Raw genomic sequence first — 16021 nt, 5'->3', positions numbered from 1 at the left:
TGACAGTCATTGTCGCATCCGCGGGCCGTTTACTCCATGCCGGAGATGCTGCCTGTTTCTTTTTCGCCCGTGCTCTTTCTTTATTGATAAGGTTCAGCGGCGGCCGTACATCATCAGTTCCGCCAGGCTTTTGCGCGCCGGGCTGACGGCGTCGAGCAAGCCCAGCGACAGGCCCAGCAAGCCTTGCGTGGGCGCGCTGCCCGTAAAAATGCGCGCCATGGTGTCGGTGACGCGCACGGTCAGTCCGCGGTCGGCCTGGCGCAGGCTGGCATAGCGTTCCAGGCCGGCCGGGCTGCTGTCCTGCGCCAGTACGCGGGCCAGCACGGCGGCGTCGCGCAAGCCCAGGTTCAGGCCTTGTCCGGCCACCGGATGCAGGGTTTGCGCCGCATTGCCGATGGCGACCGTGCGCGCCGTGCCGCCCGCCTGCGCGTTCAGGCCCAGCGGATAGGCCAGGCGCGCCGACGTGCGGATAAAACGTCCCAGGCGGCTGCCGAAGGCCGCGCCCAGGCGCGCCAGGAAGGCGGCGTCGTCGAGCGCCAGCAATTGTTCGGCGCGCGTGGGCGGCACGCACCAGACCAGCGCGTAGCCGTCGTCCTGCGGCAGCAGGGCCAGCGGACCCTCGTCGGTGAAGCGCTCAAAGGCGCGGTGGGCGATGGGCGCGCTGACATGCACGTGGGCGATGATGGCGCTTTGGCCATAGTCGCGGCTGACGGCGCGCTCCTGCTGCTGGCCGAACAGGCCGCCCTCGGCCTGTACCAGCAATTGCGCGCGCAGGCTGGAAACGGCGCCGTCCTGTTCGATCTGCACGCTGACGCCATCGCCATCTTCGGCGCTGGCAGTCACCAGGGCCGGGCGCACGGTGGCCACGCCGAGGCGCCCGCATACCTCGGCCAGCGCGCCGACCACGGCGCCATAGCGGGCCACATAGCCCAGGGCTTCGACGCCATGCTCGCTGCGGTCCATCAGGCTGCGCCCGAAACGGCCGCGGCGCGAGACGTGGATGGCGTGGATGGGCGTCGCCTCGACGGGCCAGGCGCCAGCTTCCTCCAGAATCTGGCGGCTGCCATACGACAGGGCGATGGTGCGCGGGTCGCGTTTGGCCTGTTCGATGGACTTGGCGTCGAGCAGGGCGATGCCGGCGGCGCGGCTGCCGCGCTGCACCAGCAGGGCGGCCAGCGCCATGCCGACGGGGCCGGCGCCGCAGATGGCGAGATCGAAAGTGGACGGTGTATGCATGCGGCGGCGTTAATCCTGTGTCATCAGTTGTTCGATTTCAGCGACGCTTCTGGGCGCCGTGCTGAAGACTTCATGGCCTTGCGGCGTGACCAGCACATCATCTTCGATGCGGATGCCGGTGTGCCAGAACTGTTCCGGCACGCCGGCGCCGGGGCGCACGTAAATGCCCGGCTCCACCGTCAGCACCATGCCCGGTGCCAAAGCGCACCACGGCTTGCCGGGGGCGGTCGTGTCGCGGTAGGCACCCACGTCGTGCACGTCCATGCCCAGCCAGTGGCTGGTGCCGTGCATGTAGAACGGCGCGTAGCCCTTGTCGGCGATGACGTCCTGCACGCTGCCGCATTTTTGCGGATCCAGCAGTTTCAAGTCCAGCATGCCCTGCGCCAGCACCTGCACGGCTGCCTCGTGGATGGCGCTGTGCGGCAAGCCGGGACGCACCACGTCCAGCGCCGCCTGTTGCGCCGCCAGCACCAGTTCATACAGCGCCCGCTGCGGGCCGCTGAAGCGGCCATTGACGGGAAAGGTGCGCGTGATGTCGGAGGCGTAGCCATCAAGTTCGCAGCCGGCGTCGATCAATACCAGCTCGCCGTCTTTTAATGCCGCATTGTTGGCGCTGTAATGCAGGATGCAGGCGTTGCCGCCGCCGGCCACGATGGAGGAATAGGCGGGAAATTGCGCGCCGTTGCGGCGAAATTCGTACAGCAGCTCCGCTTCCAGCGCATATTCATGCATGCCGGGCCGCGTGGCGCGCATGGCGCGCGCGTGGGCGGCGCTGGAAATGGCCGCCGCGCGGCGCATCAGGCTTTGCTCTTGCGGGTCTTTCAGCAGGCGCATGGCGTCGAGCATGCCGTTGAGGTCAACCGCCATCGCGGGTGCCGTGACGCCGCTGCGGGCCTTTTGCCGCACGCCGTGCAGCCAGACCCTGACTTGCGCGTCGAGGCTGCCGCCCAGCGGGTAATACAGGGCAGGCGCATCGGCCAGCAGGCGCGCCATTTCCACGTCGCGCTCCTCGATGGGAAAGGCGGCGTCGAAGCCGAACGTGGCGCGCGCCGCCTCGGGACCATGGCGAAAGCCGTCCCAGATTTCGCGTTCCGTGTTCTTGGCGCGGCAGAACAGGATGGCGCGCGCGGGCGCCGTGGCGCTGGCGGCCACGAGGGCCAGCGCGCTGTCGGGTTCCGTAAAGCCGCTCAGGTAGTAAAAGTAGCTGTCGTGGCGATACGGATAGTCGCAATCGCTGTTGCGCGGCACTTCGGGCGCCGTGGCGAGGAAGGCCACGCTGCCCGGCAGCATCTGCGCCAGCAGCGCCGCGCGCCGTGCCGCGTAGTTGGCCATCATGGCGCTGGCGCCTTCGGGCTGGTGCCGGCGACGCCGTTGAGCGCGTCGAGCTGCTGCGGCGTGCCCACGTTGGTCCACTCTCCCGGGTAGACTTCGCCGCCCACGCGGCCCTGGTCCGCATACTTGCGCAGCAGGTCGCCCAGCCTGGCGTGGCTGCCCGGTTGGATGCCATCGAACATTTCAGGACGGTAGACGCCGATATTGGCGAAGGTCCATTTGGTGTCGTCCGTATTGTTGATCGAGAACAAGGTCAGGCCGAAGTCGCCCCGCGGGTGGAAATCGGGATTGGGTACCAGGTAAGTCCAGGCGATGTCGCGCTGGTCGGCCGGATACGGCGTGCCCAGCACATCCTTGTCGGCCAGCACGTCGAGTACTTGCGTAAAATCAAAATACGGACAATAGATGTCGCCGGAAATGGCGAGGAACGGTTCCTCTCCCAGCAAATGGCGGGCCTGGGCGATGCCGCCCGCCGTTTCCAGCGGCGTCGTTTCCGGCGAGTACGCGATGCGCGCGCCATACGCGCTGCCGTCGCCCAGGGTTTCCTCGATCAGATGGCCCAGGTGGGAATGGTTGATGACGATGTCCGTGATGCCGGCGCGCACCAGGTTCAGCACATGCCAGACGATCAGCGGACGGCCGCGCACTTTCAGCAGCGGTTTGGGGCAGGTGTCGGTGAGCGGACGCATCCGTTCACCGCGGCCTGCGGCAAAGATCATGGCTTTCATGGGTAGTCGTTTTCAGTATCGGTAAGTCGGCTGCGCGGACAGGCCGCGCAGCGGGAAAGCGCCTAGAAGGTATAACCGACCTGGGGCGTTTTATTCTCCAATGCATCGAGCAAACGCACCAGCGGCTTGAGTTCCGTGTAGCGGTTGGCTGTCTTGCGCACGTAATCGAGCACGGTCGGCAGGTCGCCCATGTACAGATCCTTGCCATCGCGGTAATTCAGGCGCGAGAACAGGCCGAGGATTTTCAGGTGGCGCTGCAGGGCCGTGAATTCGAAATCACGGTAGAAGGCGTCGATGTCGGGATTCACCGGCAAGCCCAGCTGTTTGGCGCGCTGCCAGTAGCGGATCACCCAGTCCAGCACCAGCTCTTCGTCCCACTGGATATACGCGTCGCGCAGCAGCGAGGCGATGTCGTAGGTGACGGGGCCGAAGACGGCGTCCTGGAAATCGAGGATGCCGGGATTGGGGATGGAACCATCGTTGATGTGCATCAAATTGCGCGAATGGTAGTCGCGGTGCATGAATACCTGTTGTTGCGACAGGATATTGGCCGTGATGGCATCGAAGACCTTGTCCAGCTGGGCTTGTTGCACATCCGTCAGGGTGGCGCCCAGGTGCTTGCCGATGAACCATTCCGGGAACAAATTCATTTCGCGCAGGATGAAGGCGCGGTCGAACTCGGGCAGCACGTCGGGGGCGCTGGCCAGCTGGATTTTCATCAGCGATTCCAGCGCTTCGGCATACAGCACGCTGGCGTTGTCGTGGTTCAGGGCGTCAAGATAAGTGGTCGTGCCCAGGTCGGAGATCAGCAGGAAGCCGTTATCCACGTCTTGCGCGATGATCTCGGGCACGGACACGCCTGCCCCCTTCAGCAAGCCGGCCACCTTGATGAAGGCGGGCACGTTTTCGCGTTCGGGCGGCGCATCCATGGCAATCAGTGTGCTTCCTGGCAAGGTTGTATTGCCTGGCAGCACATCAAGGCGGTAGTAGCGGCGGAAGCTGGCGTCGCTGGAGGCGGGGCGGGCGGAATCGGGTGAAACGAGGTTCAGCGGGGCCAGCCAGGCTTTCAACAGGGTCAGGCGGGCGTCGGCGGAGGCCGGCGCGGCAGGGGAATTGGGGGAGAGTGACATTAAGCGGCCTGTGGAATCGGGTTGATGGTGCGCAGGGCAGGAGTCCCCATTGCTGGAAGCTCTTCCCCCAAGAACCGTGCGCGTGAATATCACCGCACACGGCTCAAGCATGATAAAAGTCCCTGTACGGGGACCGGCTTCGCAACCTGTAAATCGTCTGCGTGCACATTTGTATGGCAATTTGGGTGCAATAATACGCGATTTCCAAGGGTGTCGGAACCACCGGCGACACGCTGTTCCATGTGCTGGCCACACCGTCGGGCTTGCATTTCATCGTGGATTGACACGCAGCGCACAAGTTGCGCTGCTCGCCATGGCGCCTGGCCCGCTCGCGCCGGCAAGCCCTGTTTTTTTTCACCAGGCGTTCCGCCGAAGGGGGGCCGTACAGTTCCCATCCGGCAAGACTGCCAGCGCTTGCCTTCATGCCGAACTTCGGCCCGCCGTTCCGGCGAGCAGCCCCGCATGGCCAGGATGACGCCGGATGCCGCGGGTGTCCTGGCTCGGGCCGGGACAAATCGTGAACCCTGCAGGGCATGGTTGAAATGTGAAAAATTGCAAATAAATGTAAAATATTGACACGCTTTGCAAATCAACTACAGGCGCGGCGCTCATGGAACAAAGCCGGCAAGGAAATAGCTGGTCGCCGCTGGTGCGGCGAGGCTGCAAGCCTGGCAGGGCGCCGATTCGCAGCGCGCCTGTGCTGCCGACCATAGCGACTGCGGGAGCGTTCCTGACGGTTTTATCGCTGCGATCCCGGTGATTTGCCGGTGCAGTTCCTGCGCCGCCAGCCCTTGCTGCCACGTTGCGAGCGGAGACAGCTACCTGAGCTTTCAGGCGTGTCGCACAGATTCCCATATAATAAGGGATTCAAATCAAAAAATCGCCTGTCAATGGTGCTTGCCCCTTCCAATTCATGAGCTGGTTTTCGGCCTCCCCCCCTTCGCAGCGCTGGGCTTTCGCCATCAGCGCGCTCGTCGCCGCCACGACGGTGCCTGTTCACGCCCAGAAGGCGCCACGCCCCGTGCATGCGGAGGATCCGGACGCGCCCACCGTCATGACGGCGGAAAGCATGCATGGCAGGCCGGAACGCGAGCTCAATCTCGACAGGAATGTCGTGATTGAGCGCGGAAAAACCACAAAAATGACCTCCGACACAGCTTGTTACAAACAAGTTGAAGATGAATTCGATGCGGACGGCCATATCAAGATGTGGCGTTTCGGCGACTACTACACGGGCGACGTGCTGAAGCTGAACATGGAAACGGGCAAGGGCTTCCTGCTCAATCCTACCTACCGCTTTGAAGTGGGCCACGGCCAGGGCAAGGCCGAGCGCGTCGACTTCATCAATCCCGACGAAGCCAACGTCATCGACGGTACCTACAGTACCTGCGAAGGACCGAACCCGGACTGGTACCTGAAGTCGAGCACCCTGAACCTCGATACGGGGCGCGATGTGGGCACGGGCAGCAAGACCATCATTTATTTCAAGGGCGTGCCCATTCTTGGCACCCCCGGCATCTCGTTTTCGCTGTCGGGCGCGCGCCGTTCGGGCTGGCTGGCGCCCACGCCGGGCTTTGCCTCGAAGAATGGCTTTGAGCTGACGGTACCGTATTACGTGAATATCGCGCCGAACCGCGACCTGACGCTGTACCCGAAATACATACAGCGGCGCGGCATCCAGCTGGGCGCCACGGGCCGTTACATGGGCGAGACGGACGCCGGCTTTTACAGTGGCGAAACGTCGTTCGAATTCTTGCCCAACGACAAACAGACCAAGACCAACCGCTATCTGATCAAGTCCAAGCACGAGCAGGCCTTGGCCACGGGCTGGACCTATGGCTGGGATGTGCGCGACGCGTCCGACAATAATTATCCGAACGATTTTTCGAAAAACGTGGCTTCCGCCACCGAGCGCCAGTTGCTGCGTGAATTGCGTACCGACTACCGTACCGAGGACTGGAGCCTGACGGCGCGCGTGCAGAATTACCAGGTGCTGCAGGATCCCGACCCCAGCGTGATCGTGCCGCGCCCGTATGACCGTTTGCCAGCGGTGAATTTCCACGCCGGCAAATATGACGTCTGGGGTGGTTTCGACTGGACGTTCGACGCGGAAGCGACGCGTTTCGTGCATCCGACCCTGGTGCAGGGTTCGCGCCTGGTGGCCGTGCCGCAGGTGAGTTTTCCGATTATCCACCCTGGCTATTTCATCACGCCCAAGCTGATGCTGAACGCCAGCGCATACCAGCTCGACAACAACGCCACGACCAAGGCGCAGTTTCCGAATACCTCGCTGACGCGCGCCGTGCCGACCTTCTCGGTCGACAGCGGCCTGGTGTTCGAGCGCGACACGAACCTGTTCGGCGCCAAGGGCGGCACGCAGACGCTGGAGCCGCGCCTGTTCTACGTCTACACGCCATACCGCGACCAGTCGCAGTTCCCGACCTTCGACACGGACAACGGCACCTTCAACCTGACGCAGATCTTCACGGAAAACCGCTTCGTCGGCAGCGACCGCATCGGCGATGCCAACCAGGTCACGGCGGCCGTCGTCTCGCGCTTCCTGCAGCCCGATGGCGCCGAGCGCATGCGCCTGACGTTTGGCCAGCGCTTCTATTTTGCCGACCAGCGCGTGCAGCTCAAGTCGACGACGCCGGTCAACCAGTCGCGTTCGGATATCCTGCTGGCGGCCACGGGCCGCGTGTCCGAGACTTGGACCGTCGACAGCCTGGTGCAGTACAATCCCAGCGACCGCCAGTTGATGAGCTATAACTACACGCTGCAATATCAGCCCGGCCCGAAGAAAGTATTGAATATCAGCAATCGTTTCCAGCGCGGCAGCATGCGCTATGCGGAAGTGTCGACGCAATGGCCGCTGACGGACCGCCTGTATGGCGTGGGCCGCATCAGTTACTCGCTGCTGGACCGGCGCCTGGTCGATAGCCTGATCGGCCTGGAATACAAGGGCGATTGCTGGGTATTCCGCATGGGCGCACAGCGTTTCGTGACGTCGACCAGAGATGCATCGACGCCGATTTTCTTCCAGTTGGAGCTGACAGGCTTGTCGAATGGCCTGGGACTGGGCGCGAACGGCCTGGAAACTTTTACAAAAACCATCCCTGGTTATCAGGCATTGAGCCAGCCACTCCGTTAAGATAGTCGTCGTTGCCGCCGCCGGTGTCCCCGGCGCTGGCGCAAACCGGTTTTTTTATTCACCTGAACTCATGAGCGCTCTACACATTATGCGTAATGCCAGTATGCACCAACTCAAAATTGCAACGGTTTTGTTGTGCGCCATTTCCGGCGCCGCGACCAGTAGTGTCTGGGCGCAACAGGCCGCGCCTGCGCCTGCCGCCGCTCCCGCCGTCAAGGGTTTCACGCCGCCAGCGTCGAGCAGCGGCAAGACCATCGACTCCATCGCCGTCGTCGTCAATGACGATGTGATCACGCGCAATGAAGTGGCGGCCCGCATCAAGAGCGTGGAGCAGCGCATGAAGGCGCAGAACATCCCGCTGCCCGATCCTGCCGACCTGCGCCGTCAATTGCTCGAACGCATGATCGTTGAGCGCGCGCAAATGCAGCTGGCCAAGGAAATGGGCGTGCGCGTGGATGACCTGACCCTGGACCGCGCGATTGCCCGTATTGCGGAACAGCAAAAAATGACAGTGCAAGACCTGCGCAACCAGATGGAAAAAGAAGGTACGCCGTTTGCAACTTTCCGTGAAGAAATTCGCGATGAGATCATCATGCAGCGCCTGCGCGAACATGAAGTCGACGCCAAGATCCAGATTTCGGATTCCGAAGTGGACAATTTCCTCGACGCGGAAAAAGCGGCGGCCAGCGAACAGGTGGAACTGAACCTGGCGCAAATTCTCGTGCGTATCCCGGAAAACTCCAGCCCGGAACAGATCGCCGCCCGCCGCGCGCGCGCCGAAGAAGTCAGCCGCCAGCTGCGCACGGGCGCCGATTTCGCCAAGATGGCCGCCACCTATTCCGACGCCAGCGATGCGCTGAGCGGCGGCGATATCGGCTGGCGCCAGAGCGACCGCCTGCCGCCCCTGTTCACCGAGCAGCTGCTCAAGCTGAAACCGGGCCAGATCACGCCCATCATCAAGAGCAACACCGGCTTCCATATCCTGAAACTGGTGGACCGCCGCAGCGCGGCCGAGGCGCAGGCCGTGGCCGCCGTGCAGCAGACGCATGCCCGCCACATCCTGCTGAAAGTGACGCCGACCCTGTCGGCCGCCGAAGCCAAGCGTAAATTGCTGGAATTGAAAGAGCGTCTCGACAACAAGGCCGCCAAGTTCGAAGACCTGGCCCGTTTGTTCTCGAACGACGGTTCGGCGGCCAAGGGCGGCGACCTGGGCTGGCTGTATCCGGGCGACACCGTGCCGGAATTCGAGACGGCCATGAATGCGCTGAAACCGGGCGAAGTGAGCCAGCCGATCGAATCGAGCTTCGGTTTCCATCTGATCGAAGTGCTGGAGCGCAAGAGCGACGACGTCTCGAAAGAGAAGCAGCGCAATGCCGCGCGCAACGCCTTGCGCGAACGCAAACTGGAAGAGGCGACGGAGAACTGGGCGCGTGAAGTGCGCGACCGTGCCTACGTCGAATTCCGCGCGGACGACCAGTAATGCTGCTGATTAATTGCGCATGAGTAACTTGCCCCTTGCACGCCGCCCGGCCATCGCCATCACCTGCGGCGAACCGGCCGGTGTCGGCCCGGAAATCTCCATACGCGCCGCCTGGGCCATGCGCAATGAAGTCAACTGCATCCTGCTGGGCGACGCCGCCTTCCTGGCCATGACGGCCAGCCTGATCGATCCGGAGATCCGCCTGGCGGCGCTGTCGCTGCAAGCCGTGCGCAACAGCGGCTTGCCCCAGTTCGGCCCCGGCCGCCTGGCCGTGATCGACATTCCTACCGTCAACAATGTCATCCCTGGCGTGCTCGACAAGGAAAATGGCCGCGCCGTGCTGGCCACCCTGGATGCGGCCGTGGAAGGCATCGCGGCCGGCTGGTTCGGCGCCATGGTCACGGCGCCCTTGCAAAAAAGCACCATCAACGATGCGGGCGTGGCCTTTTCCGGCCACACGGAATACCTGGCGGAAAAGACCGGCACGCCGCAAGTGGTCATGATGCTGGCCGGCGAACCTGGCCATGGCGAGCCGACCCTGCGCGTGGCGCTGGCCACCACGCACCTGCCATTGAAGGACGTGTCCGCTGCCATCACGATGGACAGCCTGGCCGTCACGCTCGATATCCTCCAGCTTGATCTGCAACAGAAATTCGGCATCGCCGCGCCGCGCATCCTCGTGACCGGCCTGAACCCGCATGCGGGCGAGGGCGGCTATCTGGGGCGCGAGGAAATCGACGTCATCGCCCCGGCGATTGCAGCCGCGCAAGCGCGCGGCATCGATGCGCGCGGCCCGTACCCGGCCGACACCTTGTTCCAGCACAAGTACCTGGCCGACGCCGACTGCGTGCTGGCCATGTACCACGACCAGGGCTTGCCCGTGCTGAAATACGCGACCTTCGGGCGCGGCATCAATGTCACCCTGGGCTTGCCGCTGATCCGCACCTCGGTCGACCACGGCACGGCGCTGGACCTGGCCGCGCAAGGACTGGGCCTGGCCGATTGCCACAGCATGGAGCAGGCCCTGCAAACGGCGCTGCACATGCTGCGCGCCAGCCGCCGCGCCTGATATCCACCGGTCTTMCCCCGCTACACCGCCTCTAGAATAGAAAAACAGAATATGAAACACGTTGCCCGCAAACGTTTTGGCCAGAACTTCCTGCATGACCGCTTCGTCCTCGACGACATCACGGCCGCCATCGCGCCGCAGGCGGACGACGCCATGGTCGAGATCGGCCCCGGCCTGGGCGCCATGACGGAGCAGCTGCTGCGTCACCTGAAGCAGATGCACGTGGTCGAGCTGGACCGCGACCTGATCGTGCGCCTGGAAAAGACCTTCAACCCTGCCAAGCTGACGATCCATTCGGGCGATGCGCTGAAGTTTGATTTCGCGCAAATCCCCGTGCCGGCCGGCCAGAAGCTGCGCATCGTGGGCAACTTGCCGTACAACATTTCCAGCCCGCTGCTGTTCCACCTGGCGGATTTTGCGCCGCGGGTGCAGGACCAGCATTTCATGTTGCAGAAGGAAGTCGTCGAGCGCATGGTGGCCGAGCCGGGCAGCAAGGCGTATGGCCGCCTGTCCGTGATGCTGCAGTGGCGCTACGACATGACCTTGATGTTCATCGTGCCGCCGACGGCGTTTGATCCGCCGCCGAAGGTGGAATCGGCCATCGTGCGCATGATCCCCGTGGCCGAACGCCTGGCGTGCGACCAGGAAACCCTGGAAGCGGTCGTCATGAAGGCGTTTTCGCAGCGCCGCAAGGTGATCCGCAACTGCCTGGCCGGCATGTTTACGGAAGAGCAGATCAAGGCGGCGGGCATCGACCCGACCCTGCGTCCGGAAACCGTGGGACTGGAGCAGTATGTTGCCTTGGCGAATCTGCTCAAAGCACCGCAGTAATCGCCAAGGCTGGGGTCAGACCCTCTCCACCACCAGCGCCTGAGCAGGCGTCGACGTGAGTGGGGGGCTGGCCCCGGCGGTGACAATCAAAACCACTGGTCGACCTGCTGTAAATCCTGCCGCAATGCTGAAAAACAGTCGTCCACATGGTGGTTGCGGCTGATCTCATTGCGCCGCATCAGGGCGATCTTGCGCTTGCATGTGGGATGGCGCAGGGGGGCCACGTGCAGATCCTCGTCGTTGAGGAAGGTCGTGTAGAGGCTGGGCATGATGCCCACGGCAATGCCGGCGCGCACCACGCCATACAGCGACTCGCTGTGTATCATCTGGTACAGGCTCGACGGGCTCAAGCCATGCTGGCGCAGCGCATTCGAGGCGAATTCCCAGATGCTGCCCTTGGTAAATACGACGATTTCCTGGCCCGCCAGCTGTTCCCAGCGCACTTCCTTCAGCGACGCCAGCGCATGGCGTCCCGCCGTCACCAGCACCAGCTCATCCTCGAACAGGCCGACGCTCTCCAGCGAGACGGAACCGGGCACCTCGATACCCACGCAAAAATCCAGCTGTCCCGAATGCAGCGCGTGCAGCAAGCCGTCGTTGGGCATGTCCGACAGGACGATTTCCACTTCATCGCCATGCTGTTCGCTGTAGCGCGCCACCACGGCCGCTGTCATGGCCATCGCCGACGGTATCGCGCCGATGCGGATGCGGTGCCGGCCGCTGCCGATGGCGCGCTGGATATCGGCAAAGGTATTGCTCGCCGTATTCAATAAATGCGTGGTGTAGTCGAGCGCCAGCTTGCCTTCGCGCGTCAGCTCCAGCTGGTGCGTTGTGCGGTTAAACAACTTTTTTCCCAGTTGATTTTCCAGCAGCTTGATCGATGCGCTGAGGGCCGGCTGGGTCACGCACAGCTCCTGCGCCGCCTTGCTGAAGCTGTTTACCCGGGCTAGGGTGGCAAACGCTTGTAAATGTCGTAAGGAAATCTTCTTGCTCAGTTCATGCATGCGCTTTGCTTATCAGAAAAAATAATGGATTTATAAAAATAAACAAATTTTCTTATCCCGCAATTTACCATATTCTGGACTGGTCTTTACTTGTCTTGAAAGCAACAATTTTCGGAGAAGCGCTTGCCATGGGGCGCCGGCACACGCGGCAGCCAGCATGCAAGGGACGCAGGCAATAACAATAATTCCAAAAAACTCAGGGTGTATTCTTTTTTAGGGTGGCGGCGATGAATAAATGGATGACTGGAACGATGGTGGTGGGTGGCTTGCTGGCGGCGCAGGGCGCGGCGCAGGCGCAAAGCAGCGTGCAAGTGTATGGCTTGCTGTCGGCCGGTATCGGCTATGTCTCGGACGAGGGTAACGGCAGCCGCACGCATGCGCTGAGCGGCACCAACCAGAATCCCCGCATCGGCTTCCGCGGCCAGGAAGACCTGGGCGACGGCAACAAGGCCGTCTTCGTGCTGGAAAACGGTTTTAACGTGATGACGGGCACGGCCTCGCAAAGCGGCCGCCTGTTCGGCCGCCAGTCGTATGTGGGCCTGTCCAGCAACGACAAGGGCACCCTGACCCTGGGCCGCCAGTACGAAGCCGTCAAGGACCTGCTGGGCCCGGTGGTCATCGCCAGTAACGGCGTGCACATCGGCGACAACGACAATGGCTATAACAACTTGCGCGTGCAAAATGCCGTCAAGTACGTCAGCCCGAACATCAGCAACCTGTCGTTCACGGGCCTGTATGGCTTCAGCGAAAACCCGGCGGACTCCAAGCGCAACCGCGTCTACAGCATGGGCGCCGGCTACAAGGTCGATGCCTTCAGCTGGGCCGTCGCCTACACCAAGATGGACCACCCGAACAGCCCCGATGCGCCGAATGGCGCCATCGGCAACGACTATGGCAGCTCCCTGTTGATCTTTAACAAGAGCGCCGTCAAGGGCGCCGGCGTGGACAGCCAGGCCATCGCCGGCACGGGAGGCTTTTATAATGTGGGCAGGACCAAGTTTGGCGCGCTGTACACCAACGTGCGCTACCACTACCTGGACCAAAGCAATCTGACCCTGCAAAACGTGGATCTGAACGTGAACCACAAGCTGACGGAAGCGCTGAACCTGGGCGCGTCGTATTTCTATACCACCGGAAAATATGACGTGATCAACAAGACGCCGAAATGGCATCAGGTCAACTTCCAGGCCGATTACTTCCTGTCCAAGCGCACCGACGTCGCCGTCACCTGGAGCTACCAGAAGGCGGCCGGCGATGCGACGTTCGCCCGCGTGTTCGGCTTCGGCGCGTCCGGCGGCAAGACGCAAAGCGTGCTGATCGTCGGCATGCGACATTATTTCTGATTCTGATTCATCTTTACAGGCGCTGTCCCGCAGCGCCGCCCCCTGAAAGGAAGCATCTTGAAAAAGCACCTCATGCTGGCTTTGAGCCTAGGCTTGCTGGCCAACGCCGCCCACGCGGAAAAACGCGAGCTGGTCATTTCGGCCTATCCGATTGCCCAGCCCCTGTTCATGAAGTATGTGTACGAGCCGTTCAAGGCCAAATGCGGTTGCGATATCAAGGTGGAAACGGGAAATAATGCTGACCGCATCGCCAAGCTGGTGGTACACGCCAAGAACCCGGTCATCGACCTGGTGCTGCTGTCCGATTCCGGCATGCTGGAAGCGGCACAGACGGGCGTGATCCAGCCCATGGATTACTCCAAACTGAGCAATTACAAGGCCCTGTATGACGTGGCGAAAAACCCCATCGGCGGCAACTTCGCCGTCGGCTACACCCTGTATTCCGTGGGCCTGGTGTACCGCAGCGACAAGATCGCCCCGCTGACGTCCTGGAAGGACCTGTGGCGCCCCGAACTGAAGGGCCGCGTGGCCTTCCCCGACGTGAGCACCACGCAGGGCCCCTTGATGCTGCGCATGGCCGATGCGGCCTGGGGCGGCAAGACGGATGACTATGCCGCCGGCTTTGCCAAGATCGTCGGCATGAAGGGCAGCGTCGTCACGTTCTCGAAAAACAGCGCGCAGCTGGCCGCCCTGTTCGCCCAGGATGAAATCTGGGCCGCGCCCGTGGCGCGTTTTACGTGGTCGCAAATGCTCAAGACGGGTCTGCCCCTGAAATGGAGCATCCCGGCCGAAGGCCAGGCGGCCGGCATGAACGTGATGGGCATCGTCGCCGGCTCGAAGAATGCGGACCTGGCGTACCAGCTGATGGATTTCTGGCTGTCCAAGGAAGTGCAGACGCAGCTGGCGACCAACCTGGTCGACTCGCCCGTCAACAAGGACGTGCGCCTGTCCGTGGCGGCCGCGCAATTCAACACCTACGGCCCTGACCAGATCAACTCGCTGAAATTCGTCAAGCCGGAAACCATCATCAAACAGCGCAGCAACTGGATGACGCAGTGGAACAAGGCCATGAGCAAATAGTGGTGACGAGGAGAGAACACCATGTTTGCTGATCCAAAAAAGCGCCTGGGCCTGCTGCTGGTCCTGCCCGCGCTGATCTTTATCGTTGTCTGCTTCCTGCTGCCCGTGCTGGCGCTGCTGGTCGACGCCTTCCGCGTCGGCGACGGCATGCAGTGGGGCGTTGACCGCTTCGTCGAATTCTTCTCGCAGGAATTCAACCGCACCATCTTCTGGCGCACCCTGCGCATCGCCGCGCTGGTGACGCTCGCTGCCGTCATCCTCGGCTACCCGGCCGCGCAGGCCGTGGCGCGCGTGTCGCCGAAGTGGCGCGGGCTGGTGGTGGGCATGATGATTTTGCCGCTGATGGTCTCGCCGATTGCGCGTACCTACGCCTGGATCGTCTTGCTGGGCCGTAATGGCGCCCTCAACGCGGCGCTGGTCAACATGGGTTTCACGGACGAGCCGCTGCGTTTGCTGTTCAGCGAGTTCGCCGTCTTTGTCGGCCTGCTGCAACTGCTGCTGCCCTTGATGCTGATGTCCTTGGCCGGCGCGCTGGAAAACCTGCCGCGCGACGTGGAACCGGCCGCGGCGACTTTGGGCGCCAATCCCTGGCAAGTCTTTTGCAAGGTCACCCTGCCGCTGACGCAGGAAGGCCTGGTGGTCGGCGGCACCCTGGTGTTTACGGGCTGCGTGACGGCCTATGTGACGCCGGCCCTGCTGGGCGGCACCAAGGTGCTGATGCTGGAAACCCTGCTGTACCAGAAGGTCAGCGTGGAGAGCGACTTCGGCGCGGCGAACGTCATCGCCGTCATCCTCGTCTGCATGACTTTGCTGGTGAATGCCGGCCTTAAACGTATTTCCTCGAGCCGGAGTTCCGTATGAAAGAAAGCTTATTCTCGCGCGCCGTCCTGTGGCTCGTGTTCCTGTTCCTGCTGGGCCCCTTCGCCATCGTCGTGCTGGCCGGCTTTAGCGGCGGCGAAACCCTGGCCTTCCCGCCCGAGTCGTATTCGCTGCGCTGGATAATCGAAGTGTGGTCGGCGCCCGAGTTCCGCCGGGCCTTCCAGACCAGCCTGGAAATCGGCCTGATCGCCACCGTCATCGCGCTGTTGCTGGGCATACCCGTCGCGTATGCGTTTTCACGCATGCCGCCGCCCGGCATCGGCGCCATCCGCCAGATCCTGACGTCGCCGCTGATCATTCCCGCCATCCTCGTCGGCCTGGGACTGCTGCACCACCTCGTGCTGACCATCAATGCGCCCGTCTACGTGGGCCTGTTGATCGGCCATATCGCGTTGCTGATCCCGTATTCGGTGCGCGTGGTGTACGCCAGCCTGGTGAACCTGCGCGTGGATATCGAGGATGCCGCCATCACGCTGGGCGCGTCGCGCCTGCGCGCGTTCTTCATGATCGTGCTGCCGAACATCCGCAACGCCGTGATCGCCGCCTTCTTCCTCGCCTTCGTCACTTCGTTCAACCAGGTGCCCGTCTCGCTGTTCCTGACGGGGCCTGGCATCAGCACCCTGCCCATCGAGATGCTGGGACATATGGAAAACAGCTTCGATCCGTCGATCGCTGCCCTGTCGACCTTGCTGGTCTTGTTCACCATGGCCTTCGTGATGGTGACCGAGAAGGTGCTGGGCATTTCTAAATACATGTAA

The 16021-nt window shown here is 62.6% G+C and carries 14 protein-coding genes; 8 read left to right on the top strand and 6 right to left on the bottom strand.

Annotated features, from left to right (window positions below; translation table 11 throughout):
• Positions 1-93: 93 nt before the first annotated feature.
• The 5 genes from CBW50_RS05935 to CBW50_RS30275 all read right to left on the bottom strand — a co-directional run bounded on the left by CBW50_RS05935 (position 94) and on the right by CBW50_RS30275 (position 4668).
• On the bottom strand, positions 94-1236 hold the full coding sequence (locus CBW50_RS05935) for a UbiH/UbiF/VisC/COQ6 family ubiquinone biosynthesis hydroxylase (RefSeq protein WP_086144681.1): 1143 nt from the start codon (positions 1234-1236) through the stop codon (positions 94-96).
• Positions 1237-1245: 9 nt separating this feature from the next.
• Positions 1246-2568, bottom strand: coding sequence for an aminopeptidase P N-terminal domain-containing protein (locus CBW50_RS05930; RefSeq protein ID WP_172404691.1), 1323 nt, complete (start codon positions 2566-2568; stop codon positions 1246-1248).
• A complete protein-coding gene (gene murU / locus CBW50_RS05925) occupies positions 2568-3296 on the bottom strand; it encodes an N-acetylmuramate alpha-1-phosphate uridylyltransferase MurU (protein ID WP_086144679.1) in 729 nt (242 codons plus the stop codon). Before murU ends, CBW50_RS05930 begins: the two co-directional genes overlap by 1 nt.
• Before the next feature lie 62 nt (positions 3297-3358).
• Entirely contained in the window at positions 3359-4426 is a 1068-nt protein-coding gene (locus CBW50_RS05920; RefSeq protein ID WP_086144678.1) for a phosphotransferase, read from the bottom strand.
• A gap of 89 nt (positions 4427-4515) precedes the next feature.
• The gene (locus CBW50_RS30275; RefSeq protein ID WP_367301821.1) at positions 4516-4668 is read right to left on the bottom strand and encodes an HNH endonuclease; all 153 of its coding nucleotides are present in this window, start codon (positions 4666-4668) and stop codon (positions 4516-4518) included.
• A gap of 671 nt (positions 4669-5339) precedes the next feature.
• Between CBW50_RS30275 and CBW50_RS05915 the strand changes: the two genes are divergently transcribed.
• From CBW50_RS05915 to rsmA, 4 genes are all read left to right on the top strand, one after another.
• Positions 5340-7577 (top strand): LPS-assembly protein LptD, encoded by a 2238-nt coding sequence (locus tag CBW50_RS05915; protein ID WP_086144677.1) that lies wholly within the window; start codon positions 5340-5342, stop codon positions 7575-7577.
• A 103-nt stretch (positions 7578-7680) separates the two neighbouring features.
• Positions 7681-9057: a peptidylprolyl isomerase gene (locus tag CBW50_RS05910; protein ID WP_226936402.1), complete on the top strand. Its 1377-nt coding sequence runs from the start codon at positions 7681-7683 to the stop codon at positions 9055-9057.
• Between the two features lie 19 nt (positions 9058-9076).
• Complete coding sequence (pdxA, locus tag CBW50_RS05905; RefSeq protein ID WP_086144675.1) at positions 9077-10126, top strand: 4-hydroxythreonine-4-phosphate dehydrogenase PdxA; 1050 nt, start codon at positions 9077-9079, stop codon at positions 10124-10126.
• A gap of 51 nt (positions 10127-10177) precedes the next feature.
• The gene (gene rsmA / locus CBW50_RS05900) at positions 10178-10957 is read left to right on the top strand and encodes a 16S rRNA (adenine(1518)-N(6)/adenine(1519)-N(6))-dimethyltransferase RsmA (RefSeq protein ID WP_086144674.1); all 780 of its coding nucleotides are present in this window, start codon (positions 10178-10180) and stop codon (positions 10955-10957) included.
• An 86-nt stretch (positions 10958-11043) separates the two neighbouring features.
• Here rsmA and CBW50_RS05895 read toward each other — a convergent pair whose 3' ends face one another.
• Positions 11044-11961, bottom strand: coding sequence for a LysR family transcriptional regulator (locus CBW50_RS05895; RefSeq protein ID WP_086144673.1), 918 nt, complete (start codon positions 11959-11961; stop codon positions 11044-11046).
• A gap of 239 nt (positions 11962-12200) precedes the next feature.
• On the opposite strand from CBW50_RS05895, the gene CBW50_RS05890 reads away from it, so the two are divergent.
• The 4 genes from CBW50_RS05890 to CBW50_RS05875 are packed head-to-tail and all read left to right on the top strand — an operon-like array spanning position 12201 to position 16021.
• Entirely contained in the window at positions 12201-13304 is a 1104-nt protein-coding gene (locus CBW50_RS05890) for a porin (protein WP_086144672.1), read from the top strand.
• Between the two features lie 57 nt (positions 13305-13361).
• On the top strand, positions 13362-14384 hold the full coding sequence (locus CBW50_RS05885; protein ID WP_226936406.1) for an ABC transporter substrate-binding protein: 1023 nt from the start codon (positions 13362-13364) through the stop codon (positions 14382-14384).
• A 21-nt stretch (positions 14385-14405) separates the two neighbouring features.
• Complete coding sequence (locus CBW50_RS05880; RefSeq protein WP_086144671.1) at positions 14406-15245, top strand: ABC transporter permease; 840 nt, start codon at positions 14406-14408, stop codon at positions 15243-15245.
• The gene (locus CBW50_RS05875) at positions 15242-16021 is read left to right on the top strand and encodes an ABC transporter permease (protein ID WP_034778814.1); all 780 of its coding nucleotides are present in this window, start codon (positions 15242-15244) and stop codon (positions 16019-16021) included. The genes CBW50_RS05880 and CBW50_RS05875 overlap by 4 nt, the downstream gene beginning before the upstream one ends.

It is taken from the genome of Janthinobacterium sp. GW458P (assembly GCF_002127585.1).
GTDB lineage: Bacteria > Pseudomonadota > Gammaproteobacteria > Burkholderiales > Burkholderiaceae_D > Janthinobacterium.
This window is presented reverse-complemented; position numbering and strand designations above follow the sequence as displayed.